This is a genomic window from Asaia astilbis JCM 15831 (assembly GCF_000613845.1).
GTDB classification, from domain to species: Bacteria; Pseudomonadota; Alphaproteobacteria; order Acetobacterales; family Acetobacteraceae; genus Asaia; species Asaia astilbis.
Genome location: NZ_BAJT01000013.1, coordinates 56,984 through 73,911 on the forward strand (window position 1 = coordinate 56,984; position 16,928 = coordinate 73,911).

Annotated in this window: 14 protein-coding genes; 11 read left to right on the forward strand and 3 right to left on the reverse strand. The window is 57.0% G+C overall.

Going from position 1 to position 16,928, the window contains the following annotated elements:
* The first annotated feature begins 646 nt into the window (after positions 1-646).
* The 5 genes from JCM15831_RS10730 to JCM15831_RS22800 are packed head-to-tail and all read left to right on the forward strand — an operon-like array spanning position 647 to position 8,788.
* Positions 647-3,700 (forward strand): BPTD_3080 family restriction endonuclease, encoded by a 3,054-nt coding sequence (locus tag JCM15831_RS10730; protein WP_025824266.1) that lies wholly within the window; start codon positions 647-649, stop codon positions 3,698-3,700.
* 12 nt (positions 3,701-3,712) lie between these two features.
* Positions 3,713-5,134 carry a DNA methyltransferase gene (locus tag JCM15831_RS22785; RefSeq protein ID WP_232228130.1) on the forward strand — a complete coding sequence of 474 codons (1,422 nt, stop codon included), beginning with the start codon at positions 3,713-3,715 and terminating at the stop codon, positions 5,132-5,134.
* Positions 5,083-6,729: a DNA methyltransferase gene (locus JCM15831_RS22790; protein ID WP_232228143.1), complete on the forward strand. Its 1,647-nt coding sequence runs from the start codon at positions 5,083-5,085 to the stop codon at positions 6,727-6,729. The genes JCM15831_RS22785 and JCM15831_RS22790 overlap by 52 nt, the downstream gene beginning before the upstream one ends.
* Positions 6,726-7,700, forward strand: coding sequence for a UvrD-helicase domain-containing protein (locus JCM15831_RS22795; RefSeq protein WP_232228131.1), 975 nt, complete (start codon positions 6,726-6,728; stop codon positions 7,698-7,700). Before JCM15831_RS22790 ends, JCM15831_RS22795 begins: the two co-directional genes overlap by 4 nt.
* Entirely contained in the window at positions 7,640-8,788 is a 1,149-nt protein-coding gene (locus JCM15831_RS22800; protein WP_232228132.1) for a 3'-5' exonuclease, read from the forward strand. Before JCM15831_RS22795 ends, JCM15831_RS22800 begins: the two co-directional genes overlap by 61 nt.
* A gap of 149 nt (positions 8,789-8,937) precedes the next feature.
* Here the strand turns inward: JCM15831_RS22800 and JCM15831_RS10745 are convergent, their stop codons facing one another.
* Positions 8,938-9,573 carry a recombinase family protein gene (locus tag JCM15831_RS10745; RefSeq protein WP_025824267.1) on the reverse strand — a complete coding sequence of 212 codons (636 nt, stop codon included), beginning with the start codon at positions 9,571-9,573 and terminating at the stop codon, positions 8,938-8,940.
* On the opposite strand from JCM15831_RS10745, the gene JCM15831_RS21550 reads away from it, so the two are divergent.
* From JCM15831_RS21550 to JCM15831_RS10755, 3 genes are all read left to right on the forward strand, one after another.
* Positions 9,572-9,793 (forward strand): hypothetical protein, encoded by a 222-nt coding sequence (locus JCM15831_RS21550; RefSeq protein WP_232228133.1) that lies wholly within the window; start codon positions 9,572-9,574, stop codon positions 9,791-9,793. The genes JCM15831_RS10745 and JCM15831_RS21550 overlap by 2 nt on opposite strands.
* Before the next feature lie 55 nt (positions 9,794-9,848).
* Positions 9,849-10,577: a hypothetical protein gene (locus JCM15831_RS10750; protein WP_025824268.1), complete on the forward strand. Its 729-nt coding sequence runs from the start codon at positions 9,849-9,851 to the stop codon at positions 10,575-10,577.
* A 126-nt stretch (positions 10,578-10,703) separates the two neighbouring features.
* The gene (locus JCM15831_RS10755) at positions 10,704-11,564 is read left to right on the forward strand and encodes a hypothetical protein (protein ID WP_025824269.1); all 861 of its coding nucleotides are present in this window, start codon (positions 10,704-10,706) and stop codon (positions 11,562-11,564) included.
* Positions 11,565-11,588: 24 nt separating this feature from the next.
* On the opposite strand, the gene JCM15831_RS10760 is transcribed toward JCM15831_RS10755, so the two are convergent.
* Positions 11,589-12,188 carry a recombinase family protein gene (locus tag JCM15831_RS10760; protein ID WP_025824270.1) on the reverse strand — a complete coding sequence of 200 codons (600 nt, stop codon included), beginning with the start codon at positions 12,186-12,188 and terminating at the stop codon, positions 11,589-11,591.
* A 245-nt stretch (positions 12,189-12,433) separates the two neighbouring features.
* Here JCM15831_RS10760 and JCM15831_RS18390 point away from each other — a divergent pair, with 245 nt between their 5' ends.
* From JCM15831_RS18390 to JCM15831_RS22805, 3 genes are all read left to right on the forward strand, one after another.
* Positions 12,434-12,736, forward strand: coding sequence for a helix-turn-helix domain-containing protein (locus tag JCM15831_RS18390; RefSeq protein ID WP_025824271.1), 303 nt, complete (start codon positions 12,434-12,436; stop codon positions 12,734-12,736).
* A 264-nt stretch (positions 12,737-13,000) separates the two neighbouring features.
* Positions 13,001-13,414 (forward strand): MobC family plasmid mobilization relaxosome protein, encoded by a 414-nt coding sequence (locus tag JCM15831_RS18395; RefSeq protein ID WP_025824272.1) that lies wholly within the window; start codon positions 13,001-13,003, stop codon positions 13,412-13,414.
* Between the two features lie 27 nt (positions 13,415-13,441).
* A complete protein-coding gene (locus JCM15831_RS22805; protein WP_025824273.1) occupies positions 13,442-15,400 on the forward strand; it encodes a hypothetical protein in 1,959 nt (652 codons plus the stop codon).
* Positions 15,401-15,764: 364 nt separating this feature from the next.
* Here JCM15831_RS22805 and JCM15831_RS10780 read toward each other — a convergent pair whose 3' ends face one another.
* Positions 15,765-16,886 (reverse strand): Fic family protein, encoded by a 1,122-nt coding sequence (locus JCM15831_RS10780; RefSeq protein WP_025824274.1) that lies wholly within the window; start codon positions 16,884-16,886, stop codon positions 15,765-15,767.
* Positions 16,887-16,928: the final 42 nt, after the last annotated feature.

Consider the following 16,928-nt stretch of genomic DNA (forward strand, 5'->3'; position numbering starts at 1 on the left):
GCTCGCTCCCCATGTGCAAAGATTTGATGACATATAGGGAGGATCCTATGAGCGGACAGCTTTCTAGCAGCCGGAACGTGCCACTGCGAATTGGCGTGCGGATGTTTTGGTGCAACCTGAACGTTCACTTTCGCGAAGCGCAGCAAGGCGGTACGATCCTCTGCACATCTCATGATAAGATGGGGGCTAAATTGCACCCTCTATCCCCCTCCTATCGTTCCTATCTCCAGCCAAGTGTGCTGCGTGGGCGAAGCAACTTGAGAGATACGTTTGATCAAGCGCCGCAGGACACGCTCGAATTCACGTCTCGCTATGGTGGTGATCAAATTATGATAAGTTTGGTCCTGCAGCATGCGAAATCATTGCGAATCCAACGCGCGACATTAAGGTCAGTGTCATCTCGCTTTGCGAGATCACGGATGCTATTCTAGCAGAAAGTTTCACGCTTTTGCCGACTACCCCCAAGCATCTGAAAATGCCGATGGACCTTCCTATCCATCATAGTGATCCATCTAAATGATCAAAGGGATCGATTCAGAGAGGATCGGCTCTTCGGACGAAGTAGTGGCGCAAGCTCTCGCCGAATTTTCAATCTCTTGTTACAGTGTATTTGTTCATTTTTTTGCTGCCTAGGCCATCCCGCTTCATGAAACACGACTTCTTCCTCCGCCCCGTCGTCAACTCCCCTTATGGATATCCGACGCGACACTGGGCACTGGACGAACATGGGCAGCCAACAGGAGCCCTTCTAGAATCACGGCGAGCGGCGGAGTTCATCACTCCGGTCCCCAAACCCAAGAAAACCAAGGCGACAGCAGCTCAGCCCAGTCTGATCTATACCGACACTGAGGGGCTTTCCACCGAAGAGCAGGAATACAATCATAGTCGCCTCATCAACGAAGTCCGTTCTGCCGTAGATGCATGGCGGCAGCTTCCCAACCCGGACCAGTGGGGCGTGACGCCTGAAACCGCACGGCTGCTTCGTCATTGGCGCCACCATAATTTCAGCGGAATCAAGCCCTTTTTCTGCCAGATCGAGGCAGTTGAAACGGCAATCTGGTTGACTGAGGTCGCGCCTAAGTTGGGCAATCGGGGCGTGCGTTTCATCACGCACCTCAAACAGGCCAACGAGGGCGCCAATCCCGGACTGTTCCGCCTCGCGCTCAAGCTTGCCACCGGTGCTGGCAAGACGACCGTCATGGCTCTAATGATCGCGTGGCAAACCGTGAACGCCGTCCGGCATCCAGGGAGCAAACTATTTTCATCAGGCTTCCTGATCGTAGCCCCCGGCATCACAATCAAGGACCGGCTGCGTGTACTGCTCCCCAACGATCCGGATAGTTATTCCCGGTCACGCGAAATCGTTCCGCTCGACATGATGCCGGACGTGATGAAGGCCCGGATCGTCATTACCAACTATCACGCCTTCAAGCTGCGCGAACGGCTGGATATTGCGAAAGGTACAAGGACGGTTCTGGAAGGCTGGCGGGAAGAGACCGTCCAGACGCTCGAAACGGAAGGCCAGATGCTCCAGCGCGTCATGCCCGAACTGATGGGTCTCAAACGTGTCGTCGTGCTCAATGATGAAGCACATCACTGCTATCGCGAGAAGCCGACAACGGATGAGGAAGGGGCACTCAAAGGCGACGACAAGGCAGAAGCCGATGAGAACAACAAGGCTGCCCGGCTCTGGCTCTCTGGCCTTGAAATCGTGCAGCGTAAGCTTGGCATCGCAACAATCTTCGATCTCTCGGCAACGCCATTCTTCCTCCGAGGCTCAGGGTATGCAGAAGGCACGCTCTTCCCCTGGACGATGAGCGATTTCGCGCTGATGGACGCGATCGAATGTGGAATCGTCAAACTGCCCCGCGTCCCGATTTCCGACAATGTGCCCGGCAGCCAAATGCCGCTGCTGCGCAATCTGTGGGATAATATCGGCAAGGATATGCCCAAGAAGGGGCGCGGTAGTAGCGCCGTGGCGGATCCGGAAAAACTACCGCATCTGCTCTATGACGCGCTCGACGCGCTTTATGGACATTACCGCCAGGTTTTTGAAATCTGGGAGCAGCAGGGCATTGACGTGCCGCCGGTCTTCATCGTCGTCTGCAACAACACGACGACCTCGGAACTTGTCTATAAATACATATCTGGATGGAGTGAGGTTGACGAAGACGGTAACGAAACAATCGTAAACACAGGGCATTTCCCGCTTTTTGCCAATTACGACGAAAACCATCAGCGGCATTCCCGCCCGCGCACCATCCTGATCGATAGCGCCCAGCTTGAATCCGGGGATGCTCTCGATCCCAGCTTCCGCGCCGTTGCATCCGACGAGATCGAACGATTTCGCCGCGACATTGCCGAACGTGAGGGTAACCCGCAAGCCACAGCCAAGATTGATGACGCGACCTTGTTGCGCGAAGTCATGAACACCGTTGGCAAGTCCGGCAAACTGGGCGCGCAAATCCGCTGTGTCGTCTCCGTCTCCATGCTTACCGAAGGGTGGGATGCGAATACCGTCACGCATATTCTTGGCGTCCGTGCTTTCGGTACACAGCTCCTGTGCGAACAGGTCGTGGGTCGCGCTCTGCGCCGCCAGTCCTATGAATTGAACGCAGAGGGCTTGTTAAACCCCGAATACGCCGACATCCTCGGCATCCCGTTTGACTTTACAGCAAAGCCAGTCGTTTCCGTCCCGGCCACCCCAAAACCGACCACGCATGTTCATGCTGTGCGTCCTGACCGAGATGCTCTGGAAATCATTTTTCCTCGTGTAGCGGCCTATCGTACAGAATTACCCAGCCAAACAGCTAAAGCGGAATTCACCCCGGATTCTACATTGGAACTGACGCCGGATCTTGTCGGTCCGACAAACACCGAGAATGCGGGTATTATTGGCGAGAGTAATAATCTTACGCTTGCTGACATGAAAGATGCCCGTTCTTCCACTATTATCTTCAAGCTTGCGACCTATCTCATTACTCGAACCTATAGAGATGCGGGGGAAGACCCGCCTTTGCACCTCTTCGGCCCAATTCGTCGGATCGTTCGGGAATGGATAGACAGTCATCTCGTCTGCAAAGGCGGAACCTATCCTGCGCTCCTGCTTCGCCCTGATATTGCGGAGCGGGCAGCGGAGAAAATCAAGAATGCCATCACGCGCGCCAATATTGGAGAAAAGCCGGTCATCGTCGTGCCCGATCCTTTCGCGCCGATCGGTTCATCGGCCGATGTAAGTTTCGTTACAACAAAGACGACATGGAAAACCGATCCAGAGAAAAGTCATATCAACGTGGTCGTTTGCGACAGCGACTGGGAAGCCGAGTTCTGCCGTGTGGTGGAGAAGAACCCGCACGTTATGGCCTATGTAAAGAATCAGGGACTTGGTTTCGAAGTGCCTTACAATGATGGCCATGTTTCCCGCCATTACCGGCCGGACTTCATCGTCCGCATTGATGACGGAGAGGTCGAGCCAGTCAGCCTCGTCGTCGAAATCAAGGGGTATCGAAAGGAAGACGCGAAGGCCAAGGCCGAGACCATGCGTACGCTGTGGATTCCTGGTGTGAACCACCTTGAAACCTGTGGACGCTGGGCCTTTGAGGAATTCAAAGACGTTTTCGAGATCGAAGACAAATTCAATGCACTGGTGGATCGCCTGCGCGCCGCCCCCAAAACAACAAAGACGACAGAAGCGGCGTAAGAGAGCAAGACGATGACCGACACACGGAAAAACGAATTTCTTGAAGCCCTTCGTGCTGAAGGTGGATCAGCCGGTAATGGCACCCTGCGCGAAAGACTGGGCTGGGACGAGAGTAACTATAGAGACGTCAGAGACGCACTGCTTGCTAACGGAACAATTGCGAGCGGACGTGGACGGGGTGGCTCTGTGCGTCTTGCCGGAGCCTCTGTCGTCGAAGCACCGAAAGCCGCGTCCCAAAATACGGCTGCGATGCCTCAAGCAAAGGCAAAGCCCGCGACAAAAGGGGCAAAAACAAAAACGCCTGCCATAAGCAGCTATCTTCACAATGAAGCTACACGGCGGAACATCCCGACCGCCGAGTTTGAATCCATTATGGAAGCGGAGGACCGCAAGCCTAAGACGCTGCTCTATCCTCGCAACCCTGACCTCGACCCGCAACTTGTCTGGCGCGGGAAAGATGAACAGGATCGTGCGGCCCTCAGTGTGTCTGCGCCGCCCCTGTATATTCAGGAGAAAGTCCATCCGCAGGCGCTGATCGAAGACCTCAAACGCCAGAGCCGTGCACGGGTCGAGGACGACGCACCCGATCTGTTCGGCGATTTTAACGGCCTGCCGGACAGTCAGGCAAAAACAGAATTCTACCGTCACGATCAACACTGGTCTAACCGTATAATTCTTGGTGACAGCCTACAGGTGATGGCCAGTCTCGCCGAGCGCGAAGGTCTGCGCGGTAAGGTGCAGTGCATCTATTTTGATCCGCCTTATGGCATTAAATTCAACTCGAACTTTCAATGGAGCACGACGTCGCGTGATGTGAAGGACGGCAAGCCGGATCAGGTGACGCGAGAGCCGGAGCAGGTCAAGGCGTTTCGCGATACCTGGCGAGATGGGATTCATTCTTATCTCGCCTATCTGCGTGATCGTCTGACTGTTGCGCGAGACTTACTCGCCGAGAGTGGAAGTATTTTCGTTCAGATCGGCGATGAGAATGTGCATCGCGTGCGGGCAGTGATGGACGAGGTATTTGGGGAGGAGAATTTCGTTGCTGAAATAGTTTTGGAAAAGACATCTAGTGCCAGCATGAAGTACTTGGATAATGTATCCGATTATATTTTATGGTATGCAAAAAAAATTGATAATTTAAAATATAGACCACAATACGATAAGAAAATATTTTCTGATTTTTCGTTTGAATATAAATTTATTCAAGACATTTCCGGATACCGACATAATTCACAACGAGTTGGAAGTATGGATGGTCGAATTTATGCTGTAAAACCATTAACCTCACAGACTAATGCCTCAACAACTCTTTATGATTATGATTTTCAAGGACAAAAATTCAAATCAGGAGTGCGTCAGTGGCTACCCCCCGACCCAGTATGGATCGCCTTGTTCGCGCCAATAGAGTCGAAAAAAGAGCCTCCTCAATAGGGTTTGTTAGATTTTTCGATGATTACCCGGTTGTTCCACGTAGTAATATCTGGACAGACACAGGGACAGGTAGTTTCACAGATGCTAAAGTATACGTTGTCCAAACGTCTACAAAAGTGATTCAACGCTGTATTCTGATGGCCTCAGATCCTGGCGATCTCGTCATGGATCCGACCTGCGGTTCAGGCTCTACGGCGTATGTCGCCGAACAATGGGGTCGACGCTGGATCACTATCGATACCTCTCGCGTAGCACTTGCTCTGGCCCGCTCGCGTCTGATGGGTGCGCGCTATCCTTATTATCTTCTTGCCGACAGTTCGGAAGGACAGCGTAAGGAGGCGGAAATCATGCGGTCCGTTCCGAAGTCATATCTGACGCACGGCAACATCAAGCACGGCTTTGTTTATGAGCGCGTGCCGCATATCACGCTGAAATCCATAGCAAATAATGCCGAAATCGACGTTATCTGGGAGGATTTCCGGACGCGACTGGAGCCTCTGCGGGCGGAACTTAACAAAACACTTGGCCAGCATTGGGAAGAGTGGGAGATTCCGCGCAAGGCGGACACGGACTGGCCCGAAGCTGCGCGGAAAACGCACGAAGCATGGTGGGGGCTGCGCATTGCCCGTCAGAAAGAAATCGACGCCTCCATCGCAGCCAAGGCAGATACCGAGTATCTTCACGACAAACCTTATGAAGACCGTTCGAAGGTGCGTGTGAGCGGACCGTTTACAGTTGAGTCTCTCTCGCCTCACCGGATGCTGGCAGTTGGCACGGACGATCAATTTTTCGATCCCGGCAAGCCAACGGCGCCCTCGCGCGATCCATCCGTACGTGATTTCGTCACCATGATCCTTACGACCTTGCGTGAAGCTGGCGTGCAGCAGGGCGACAAGCGTGAGCGGATTACCTTCACGTCGCTCAATGTCTGGCCGGGCAAGATGCTGTGTGCTGAAGGCCGCTTCATGGAGGGCGAGACTGAGCGACGGGCGGGTATTTTGATTGGTCCGGAATTTGGAACGTTAACAAAGCCTGACTTGACCGCAGCGGCCCGTGAGGCCGGAGATGCCGGGTTTGATGTGCTGATCTCCTGTGCTTTTGCTTACGAAGCCAATGCGTCCGAGTTCAATAGCCTTGGGCGGTTGAAGGTCTTGCGCGCGCGGATGAACCCGGACCTGCATATGCAGACGGACCTGAAATCAAGCGGCAACCTGTTCGTCGTATTTGGTGAGCCGGATATTGGCATTGAACGAACGGAAGATGAAGAAGTGCGTGTCCGCATTCATGGTGTGGACGTGTTCAAGCCTTCGACGGGTGAGGTTGTGTCGGGTGGGCCCGAGGATATCGCCCTTTGGATGATCGATACGGATTATAACGAGGAAAGCTTTTTCGTACGTCATGCTTACTTCCTCGGCGCAAACGATCCTTACAAGGCGCTGAAGACGACACTGAAAGCGGAAATCGACGAAGAAGCCTGGACAAGCCTGAACAGTGAGGTCTCGCGTCCGTTCCCGAAGCCCGAGACCGGACGGATTGCCGTTAAGGTCATCAACCAGTTTGGCGATGAGGTGATGAAGGTGTTTGATATCTCATGACCGAGTTTCGCATTGCCGACACTTTTACCGCGAGCCTCGCTCGGCTCTCGGGGCAGGAGCAGAAGGCGGCGAAGATCACGGCGCTGGATCTACAACTGAACCCTACCGGCAAGGGACTGAGCTTCCACCGCATCGACCACGCGAAAGATCCGCATTTCTGGTCCGTACGCGTCAACAGGGATATACGCCTGATCGTTCATCGTATGGCAGGCAGTTTGATGCTCGTCTGGGTGGACCATCACGATGACGCCTATCGCTGGGCCGAGAGACGGCGGATTGAGGTTCATCCCGCGACCGGCGCGATGCAGATGGTGGAAATCCGCGAACGGGTTGAAGAATTGCCAGTTCCGGTGCTTCGAGAGAAGCGACTGTTCGCAGGACGCACCGAGGCGGAACTGCTTTCCTTCGGAGTACCAGCGGATTGGCTAGCAGATGTTTTCGCCGTCACCGACGAAGATGCGTTGCTCGATCTGCTTCCTCACTTACCTGGTGAAGCGGCAGAGGCATTGATGGCGTTGGCAATAGGGGACAAACCAACTCCGGCACGGATCGAGAGAGGAGTTCAGGGCTTCGCCCATCCCGATGCTCAGCGTCGTTTCCGCGTGCTGCATGGCGTGGAGGAACTGCGCCGTGCGTTGGATTATCCATGGGACAAATGGGCCATTTTCCTTCACCCTGCACAGCAGGCACTGGTGGAGCGGTCATTCTCTGGGCCTGCACGGGTAATGGGTTCCGCCGGAACGGGAAAGACGATCGTTGCTCTACATCGCGCTGTGCATCTGGCACGAACTCAGCCAAACGAACGCGTCCTGCTCACAACCTTTTCCGGTCCGTTGGCACGTGCGCTGGCGACAAGAGTGTCACTGTTAGTTTCGGACGACAGCTCGCTCGCCTCCCGGATTGACGTAAGTTGTCTGACGCAAACGGGGCTGGGGCTTTACACGACCTGTCGGGGAAAAAGCCGCTCATAGCTTCCTCATCCGATATTCAGGAACGGCTGACACAAATCGCAAATGATGCGGCAGACAGCCGGTTTTCGCTTTCCTTTCTGTTCGGGGAATGGAGTGACGTCGTAGATGCGCGCCAGATCCGTGATTGGGAGACCTATCGCACAGCATCACGCTTGGGACGCAAGGCACGCTTGGGTGAAAAGCAGCGCGCATCTCTCTGGACGTGTTTTGAAGCGCTCCGGAAGTCACTTGCCCAAGACGGTCTGATGACCATGGCAGATGTGTTTCTGGCTCTGACCGACGCCTTGCAGGAAGGACGACTGGCGCCTCCTTATGGTTTTGTCATCGTGGACGAGGCGCAGGACCTGGATATCGCCCAAGCGCGTTTCCTGTCCGCCCTTGCTGGTAGAAAAAAAAACGGTCTGTTCTTTGCGGGCGATCTTGGTCAGCGGATATTCCAGCAGCCTTTTTCATGGAAGGTAATGGGAATAGACGTTCGCGGCCGGTCGTCCACCTTGAAGATAAACTATCGCACCTCGCATCAGATCCGGACGCACGCAGACCGACTCCTCTCCCGATCCGTCTCGGATGCTGACGGTATTGCGGACGAACGGGCCGAGACGGTCTCTCTGTTCGATGGCCCAACGCCGATTGTTGCCTTGTTTGATGAGGCTAAGACAGAAGAGGCCGGGGCGGGACGCTGGATTGCCGAGCGCATGGAGGAAGGCTGTCCGCCGGAGGAGATCGCTGTTCTTGTTCGCTCCCGATCCGAGATCAACCGGGCGAAGGCTGCCGTTCGTGCAGCCAGAATAACGGCGACAGTATTGGACGACACGCTCGTCCTCACGCCCGGTTCCGTTTCCATATTACCGATGCACCTGGCAAAAGGACTGGAATTCCGGGTTGTCGTGGTTATGGCGTGTGACGACGAGATTATCCCGCTTCAATCGCGAATTGAACAAGTTGCAGATGAAGGTGAACTCGAAGAAGTTTACGCTACTGAGCGCCATCTCCTCTACGTCGCGTGCACGCGCGCCCGAGATGCGCTCTGGATATCGGGAATCAAACCAGGGTCGGAATTCCTCGGGGATTTTGAGGATCTCAAGTAACCAATATCGCGCTAGAGGCACAGGCGATTGATTAGCGATGTCCGCTAATCAATCATAGGAACCGGAAGCGAACCATCAGTTCCCCCCCCTTGCCGGACCTCGCGCACCAAACCTACCGCCCTTCACTACGTTTCCTGTCCCGGAACCGGTCAATATTGTGTCGGTGTCAATCGGCCCGACCGTGCGGCCCGGTCATCCGTCCCGGAACCTCCGTTTCCGGAACGCTCTCTTCCGCAAGAAACTGCGCGCCAGATGGTGGTTTTCGAGACAGCCATGATCTGCGCAATTTCGTGCAGAGATTTTCCAGCCTTGTGCAGTTCAACCGCGTGCCGACGCTGCCTCTCGGTCAGCCGCGCAGGCCGCCCCAGCCGTGACCCGCTACGTCGTGCCGCCTCCAGCCCGGCCCGCGTTCGCTCCCGGATGATTTCCCGCTCGAACTCGGCAAACCCGGCAAGGATGGTCAGAAAGAGCTGCCCGTTTGCCGTGCCGGTCTCGATCCCGACATCGAGAAGCCTCACCCGCACGTGACGTTCCACGAGAGTGCCCACCAGCCCCATCACGTCGAGCATGGTCCGCCCCAGCCGGTCGAGACGTGCTGCAACGAGACTGTCGCCCGGCTGCAGCTTCGCCAGCAGCCCTGACAGACCCGGTCGTGACGCAGCCGGAACCCCGCCGGAAACCGTGTCGAGCACGATCTCCCTCACCCCTTCCCGCTCGAGTGCCAGAAGCTGCGGATCATGCGTCTGATCATCGGTCGAGACGCGTGCATAGCCATACCGTGTCATGAAAATCCCTTCGGTTGTTTCGGAACACGGTTTGGAAACAGGACGCACGACCCGATGCCTTGCCGTCCCGAAACCGACGGATTGTGAACCGGTCATCACAACCGGTCAGGATACGGTCGAGCCGCCAGAAAGTCAGTTAGGGCAGGGGTTTTGCAAGGTCGGGCTTCCGCTCACCTACAACCCCGTTATTGCCCTGTCGTGGCTTTTGGGGAGGCTCTGACTGCCCCCTGCTCCGGCCCTGTGATGGCCTGCGTCACATCACTCCGGGGGAAACCATGAAACGCGTCATCGCCTGCCTCTTGCTGTCTGCGGCATCAGCGCCGCTCGCTCAGGCCCAGGATATGGAGGCTTTCCGCCGCAACATGGTCAATGCAGCCAATGCGCTTGGCCAAGGACACGTCACGGAACCCCCGACCGCTCCTGCGACACAGGATAATGGCGGCGTCGCACTGACGCAGAAGCTCACCTATTCCAGAATGAGCAATGCGCTTGGTCAGGCTTCCATACTCGGATTGTCGCTTGGCATGTCCGCCCCCGAAGCCACTACCGTTCTGCGCCAATACTGTCAGACAGAACCGAGCCTGCGAACCGAGACGCTGCGCACATCGCATAAGGGGGTGGATATCGAGAGCCAGCCCTATCCGGCATCGCTGGGCTGCCAGCGCGAGAACGACAGGATTGATGTCACCCTCGCCCCACCGGTCATGGGCGGCGTGGTGACCCGCATCGAGCGCAGTGTCTCCTATCCGCCCCTCAATGCGCCCGGATACGATGCCCTCAAGGCCGAACTCACCACGCACTACACGGCGCATCTGCCCCCGCTATCAGGCGGGAGTGCCGCCACCGCACTCTACGTGCTCAAAAGCGGCAACGTCATTGAGAAAGCGGATGGCACCGGGATTGATCCTTCGCCCTCGTCAGCCCGCGTGCTGCCATCACCCAGGCCTGGCTGCGCATTGCTGTCAGCATCGTCCCGCAAAATCCCTCCGCCGTACGCAGCCTGAGCATCACGACCGAGGATATTGGTGCCGAACAGGCGATCACAGCCGAGATCATCCGGCAGCTCAATACAGCCATCGAGGCCAAGCTCGCGCATGCCAGCGCGAAGCCCGCCCTGTGAGGACAGACCGATGAACCATCCCTCCTCCTTGCCCGGCACTGTAAATGCCGATGATGCCAATCGCGGCACAATCATCCGTATTCCCGACGCCCAGCCGGGCCTCCTCGTGTCTGACGGAAAACAACATGAGTTTACGCTCTCCGGCATCTGGCAGGGACCGGCAGCCCCGGCCCTGAACCAGAAAGTCAGCTTTACCCTGACACCGGAAGGACGCATCGCGTCCATCCATGTTCTGGGGCGCGATGTCCTGGCCAATGAAACGCTGAGCGCATTCGGTCAGACCCTGCGCAGCAATGGTGGCTCAGTAGGGACCGTGATGCTGCCTTATCTGCATCAACAGAAAGACCGCATGACCCTGCCCGGCATGGTCATGTCTGGTGCCTTGCTGCTTGGGTTCTACGCTCTGCCGGGATGGACGCTCGATGCAGGCAATACCATGCTGGGCATGAAGCTAGATTACACACTGAACCAGCTGCTCGGCGTGCAGACGGGAGGCGCGGACATCACGGTGACGTTCGACTTCTGGCGCTTGCTCGGCTGTGTCATCACGTTCCTGCCCTGGGTGACACCATGGCTCCGATTTGCCCGGGCGCGTCTGCTCAATATCCTGCCGCTGCTCCTGCTATTGGCCCTGCCTCTGGTCGTACATGCGCGGCTGCGTCATCTTGCAGCCGAGGCAGCCCAGAGCACGGGTCAGCTTCTTGGCGGTTTTGGCGGTAATGCCGCCATGCAACATGATTTGCAGGCCATGGTGCAGAAACAGGCGACCGCGCTGATTGATGCCACCTCATGGAATAGCGGCTACTGGATTGCGCTCGTCGCCACCTGCGGGCTGGCGGGTTTCACGCTGATGCAAAGGCCCCGTCACTGAGGTAACGCTCCTCCGGCGTCAGGCTCAGGCAGCGGCGCTGGAGGATTGCCCGACCTGCAGCGGTCCAGCCTCGCCCTGCAGCGCTCGATGCACAGTGGCGCGCCCGACATTCATGACGGACGCGATGTCCCGGATAGACAGTCCCTGTGCCGCCAATGCCCTCACATGCCGGGTCTGCGCCGATGTCAGGGCACGGGGCCGTCCTATACGACGCCCCGCTGCCCGCGCTGCCGCAATCCCTGCACGGGTACGTTCGCGAATGAGCTCGCGTTCAAACTCCGCTATCGCCATCAGGATAGTGAGGAACAGGCGACCATTGGCCGTGCCCGTCTCGATGCCCAGCGAGAGGATACGCACTCTGACGTTGCGCTCATCCAGCGCGGAGACGAGCTGCAGCATATCGATTGCATCGCGCCCGAGCCTGTCGAGACGCACTACGACAAGACTGTCGTCAGGCTGGAGCCGGTCCAGCAGCGAGGCGAGGACGGGACGCTCTCTGGCAGGCACGGCACCTGACACGGTCTCGACGAAAATCATGTCCAGCTTCTCGCCTTCGAGAGCGGGAAGCTGGGCATCGACACTCTGCGTATCGGTCGACACACGGGCATATCCGTAACGCGCCATGACTGCGTTCTCCTTCTCGAGACCACAGATAGCGGCGCTCCCACATCATAGTCAACATATTTGGACTCCAAATCATATTTGGACTCCCTACAATCTTGTTTGGACTCTTTATTTCCCCTCTTGGGTACTAAACCACGAAAAACACCGGTCTTTTTTCAGAAAACCGTCGGCACGCCTTTTGAAAGCGGCGCATATGAGGCAGTATCAGCATCAATCTCCCTGCCCTCACCTTTCAGGAGCCCTCCATGACGCTTGTTGCTTCGCAATGCCGTGCCGCCCGCGCCATGCTGGGTCTTTCGCAGCGTGACCTGGCCAGAATGGCCGAGATGGCGCATCGCACCGTGGCCGATTTCGAGACCAATGCCCGCACACCCCATATCCGCACGCTGCGGGCCATGCGTGAAACGCTGGAAGCCTCCGGAGCGGTGTTCATCCCGGCGGATGCGCAGTTCGGCCCCGGTGTGAGACTGAAGGCCGTCGAGGAACCGAAGACTGCCGCCGCCGCCGATGCCGCTGAGACTGCGCCACAGGAGACCGGGGAAAACTGAAGAAAGCCCTTCGGAATACCGGAGGCAACGGACAGCAAGAGAGCGGTTTCTTCTCAGACTTGAAGCAGAAAATTCCTCTCATTATGCACGGTGTTTGTCAGAAGCCGCCTGCTCCATCCGGCATCTGTTCCTGTCCTGTTCTATCATGAGGTCATCGGTTGGCTCCCCTGAGCCAGCAGTGCTTCGTGGCTACCCGTTGGGTGCACGAAGCAGCTGGCAAGGGGCTGTCGCCCCCGTTGACCCCCTTGATGGAAAGCGCATCCCATGTCTGCTTCGCCGCATGTCCCTTTGCCCGTGACGCCTCCCGTCTCCGGCCAGTCCCGCCCTGCCCGCTCGTCCCGCCTGTCGGTTCGTGCCTCGCCTGACGAGCTCGCTGCGTGGGCCGGTACAGCGCGTCTTCTGGGTCATGGGACCACAGCCCTCTGGGTACGCTCCCTGCTGAAAGAGGCCGCCCTGACCGGTCATGACGGGATGGCGGTGGGCGTCTCATTGCGCAAGCTGCGGGGCGAGCTCGGGCGTATTGGCAACAACCTCAACCAGCTGGCTCATTCTGCCCATTGTGGTGACGCCGTCCGGGCGGGGGATGTTCTCGATGCACTGGAAGCGACAAAGGACCGCGTCGATGTCCTGCTCAAATCCATGCGTGTAACGAACAGGCAGCGGAAGACGCTGCACTAGGTCTCTTCGAACTCCGAAGGGGGACGCATGATTGTGCAGGAAACCCGTATCCGGACGACCAGCGGCCATCAGGCCGTTTCACGCCATGTTCTGCGGGGCGCGAGGAATGAGGCGATACGCGTTCTGTATGGCAGTGACTGCTGTCTGGCCGACTGGATGAAGGAAGCAAGGCGTGAGGGCATACGCTATGGCCTGCGTCATATCGCCTTCAACCCTGCCGAGCCCATGAGTGACGAGGCCCTTGCCTCTTTTGCAGCCAGGCTGTGCGATGAGCTGCAGGCGGACAGGGAGCGCATGACGCTCGTCGTGCATCAGAAGGACGGCAGCACCCATGGCCATCTGCTCCTGCCCGAATGGCAGGACGACCATGTGCTCAGCTCGCGCTTCTCGTGGCAGCGTCTGGAGAAATGTGCCCGTCTCGAGGAGATCTGTCTCGGGCATCACCTGGTGCCGGGTCGGCATGACCGGGCGATTGTCAAAGCCCTGCGTCAGGAGGGAAAGGCGGCAGAAGCGGAACGCGTTGAGGCAGTCCTGCAGGGGCCAGCAGCCGATACTGCAAACCTCGCCGCACCTGCTCCAGCATCTCCTGACACACCACTCTCTCCAGCCGCATCAGAACCTGCTCTCCGGCCCCTTCCCCGCGCAGCTTACACCTCGCAATCACGTCGTATGGCCGAGCGACAGGGTCTGGATCTTGCCGAAGCAAAGAAGGCTATCGCTTCCCTCTGGGAGCAGTCGGATAATCAGCTGCATCGTTTTCGCGCTCTGATGAAAACAAGGGGCTGGGTCATGCGCGCCGGAGACCGGCAGGATACGCGCAGGGACGCTCATATCATTGAGACATCCGATGGAGTGCTGATCGGGTCTTTCACGCGCCTGACGAAAACACGCATGAAGGATTTCCGCCAGATGCTGGTGGATGACGCTGCCAGACCGAAACGCGGGGATATCAGGGCAGCAGTCAAACCGCTCCTGGAGCGTGCAGCTCTGAAGACTGACGCGATGGAACGTAACGCAGAGCAGAGCGGTCTGCTCCTGCCGCCCTTCGAGGAACTGACGCGTGACCCCGAAGCATTTGCCAAAGCGGCTACGAAAACAAGGCCGTCACAACCCTCGTCAAAACAGCCGAGGATCGTCTCGCTGGATCGTATCGATGCACTGCCACCGAACTTTGCTCACTACATCCGGCAGTGGAAACGTGAAGCCAGGGCATACCGCACGATAATGAATGCCAGACCGCCCATGGAGTATGGCCCGCGGCGCTCGTTAGATGAACAAGGCGCGGCTCTGTTTGCGCAGATAGAAGACACGCGCAAACAGCTCTGGCAGACCGGAAAACAGCTGCAGGAAACACGACAGGAGCGTGACGCTCTGCGTGAGAGGGTATTCGTCCTCTCGAAGAAGAAACGTCTCTCCCATCTCGACGAGGAAATCGAGCGGCTTTCAAAAATGCTGGCCGAGATCCTGCGCTATCTTCTGGAAACCGTCTTCTGGCATCTTGGCCTGCGTGCCACGCCACCCGAGCCGCTTTGTCTGCCTGTGCCGACAGAACGCGAAGAGGCCAATGCGCGGCTACGGAGAGAGAACCGTGAGCTGCTTCAGCAGATCGTCAGACGGGACACATGTAGGGAATGGCTCGTCACGCTCTGCCGCGAGGCCGACAGGCGTAGGCAGGAGGAGATCGCCGCTTGGAAAGCACGCCATGTCGCCCAGTGCGATAGGGCCAGGCGAGATCTGGACCTGCTGAAGGCCATCTGGATGCCGCCAGCAAAACTGCCTCGCGCCACACAGGCAGAGATTATGCAATGCAAGCTGACCGGCAATCTCGAAAAAGCCAAATACGTGACGCGTGTCGCTTTGAGGAAATTGCACGAGGCGGAGGCAGAACGACTGGCAGAGGAGATGAAGAGTGAAAAAGCTGCACCCTTCACCGAGCCACCGGCTCCATATCCTGTGAAAGGATCTCCCGCCTTAAAGGCCTGCTGACCAAGCTCATGCTGGCCATTGAGGCGATTATAACAACGAATATGGCCAGTATTCGCTGATGTAGGAAAGTGCGTTAGCTATTCCCATACTCAGAGATCGCGCGGCATCCCGAGGTGATAAGTGGTGTCATGACACAAACCGTATCCGCAGAGATTCTATGTTCGACGGACTCAGGCATGCGCGGCACATCGCAACCCGCAGGGAGAGGCCTATATTGTCTGTCGAATGTGTTTTCCATTTCGCCAGCGCAGAGTTTTGCAACTGATCTTTGACCAAAGCGCGCTATGCACCCAACATAACCGAAACGAACCGATTTCGAAGCCAAAAAAGGCGACAATTCGTTAACCCAGCCGCCCAAAACCACTCAGCTCGCTCGAAGATAGTGATCGAGCTTAAGAGCATAACGGGCATAGCGGTTCTCTCCCGTCCTGATGAACGCCCCGAGCACGACCAGCTCCGCCAGATCGCGCGTGGCTGTGGCGGACGTTGCTCCTGTAATTGCGCGATAGTTCTGGGCGCTCAAACCACCCTGAAATCCGTCTATTCCTTCAGCCAGCATCCGGAGCACGGCTTTCTCCTGGCGAGGGTTAAGCTGCCCTCTCAGACCATCCAGAAAACGCGTCTTTTCCACGACGAATTTGATCGTGGCAATTGTCCGGGATTGTGCCTCGAGAACGATACTTGCGAACCATGCCATCCAGCTCTCGATGTGATTGGATGTACTCGCCCGGTGCAGCTCATCGTAATACGCTTTTTTATGAGCATTGATGGTTGCGGCCAGCCCCGTCACTACCGGGGTTTCGAGAGTTTGCGCCAAAGCCTTTTCAGCGAGAGCCCGACCGAGGCGACCATTCCCATCTTCAAAAGGATGAATGGTCTCGAACCAAAGATGAGCGATCCCGGCCCGTTCCAACGCAGGCAACGGGTCTGCACCACCCGGCGCTGTCTCGTTATACCAATCGACAAATCGGGCTATCTCCGCAGGCACACGCTCGGAAGGTGGCGCTTCAAAATGGATATGCGGCGCATGCACGGGACCAGAGATAATCTGCATCGCTTCTTTATGTTGGCGATAACCACCAATAACCTCCAGATCGCGACGGCCATTCATCAGCATGGCATGCCAGGCGAACAGGCCCTGATCCGTCAGAGGCGTCGAACAGTTTCTATAGAGATCGGTCATCAATTCCGCAGCGCCTGCTTCAGCGGGGCTGGAGCGACGCCTGTCCGCGGCAAAGCCCAGTTGTCGAGCTATCGATGATTGCACACTTGCACGATCAAGCACTTCGCCCTCAATAGCCGAGCTCTGCACCATCTCTTGTGACAGCAGTTGCACGACAAGATGCTGAGTAGCCGCGTTATCCAGATGTTGCATGGACCCGACGACGACGCCCGATCCTTTCAAAAGTCGCTTCTCAGCCTCTTCCAAACGAGCCCTGTCGAACTGGAAACATGTCCAGTCCTGAAGCTGCCAGTTCCAATGCATGATCGATATCCCTGCTTCCTATCGATCACCATAAGCACATTT

What these genes read in the sequence shown, in the direction of transcription:
- JCM15831_RS10750 (WP_025824268.1), top strand. Translation starts at nt 9,849, where the DNA reads ATGAAACGCGTCATCGCCTGCCTCTTGCTGTCTGCGGCATCAGCGCCG.
- JCM15831_RS22790 (WP_232228143.1), top strand. Translation starts at nt 5,083, where the DNA reads ATGGATCGCCTTGTTCGCGCCAATAGAGTCGAAAAAAGAGCCTCCTCA.
- JCM15831_RS22785 (WP_232228130.1), top strand. Translation starts at nt 3,713, where the DNA reads ATGACCGACACACGGAAAAACGAATTTCTTGAAGCCCTTCGTGCTGAA.
- JCM15831_RS18395 (WP_025824272.1), top strand. Translation starts at nt 13,001, where the DNA reads ATGTCTGCTTCGCCGCATGTCCCTTTGCCCGTGACGCCTCCCGTCTCC.
- JCM15831_RS10745 (WP_025824267.1), bottom strand. Translation starts at nt 9,573, where the DNA reads ATGACACGGTATGGCTATGCACGCGTCTCGACCGATGATCAGACGCAT.
- JCM15831_RS10730 (WP_025824266.1), top strand. Translation starts at nt 647, where the DNA reads ATGAAACACGACTTCTTCCTCCGCCCCGTCGTCAACTCCCCTTATGGA.
- JCM15831_RS10780 (WP_025824274.1), bottom strand. Translation starts at nt 16,886, where the DNA reads ATGCATTGGAACTGGCAGCTTCAGGACTGGACATGTTTCCAGTTCGAC.
- JCM15831_RS22805 (WP_025824273.1), top strand. Translation starts at nt 13,442, where the DNA reads ATGATTGTGCAGGAAACCCGTATCCGGACGACCAGCGGCCATCAGGCC.
- JCM15831_RS18390 (WP_025824271.1), top strand. Translation starts at nt 12,434, where the DNA reads ATGACGCTTGTTGCTTCGCAATGCCGTGCCGCCCGCGCCATGCTGGGT.
- JCM15831_RS10760 (WP_025824270.1), bottom strand. Translation starts at nt 12,188, where the DNA reads ATGGCGCGTTACGGATATGCCCGTGTGTCGACCGATACGCAGAGTGTC.
- JCM15831_RS10755 (WP_025824269.1), top strand. Translation starts at nt 10,704, where the DNA reads ATGAACCATCCCTCCTCCTTGCCCGGCACTGTAAATGCCGATGATGCC.
- JCM15831_RS22795 (WP_232228131.1), top strand. Translation starts at nt 6,726, where the DNA reads ATGACCGAGTTTCGCATTGCCGACACTTTTACCGCGAGCCTCGCTCGG.
- JCM15831_RS21550 (WP_232228133.1), top strand. Translation starts at nt 9,572, where the DNA reads ATGAAAATCCCTTCGGTTGTTTCGGAACACGGTTTGGAAACAGGACGC.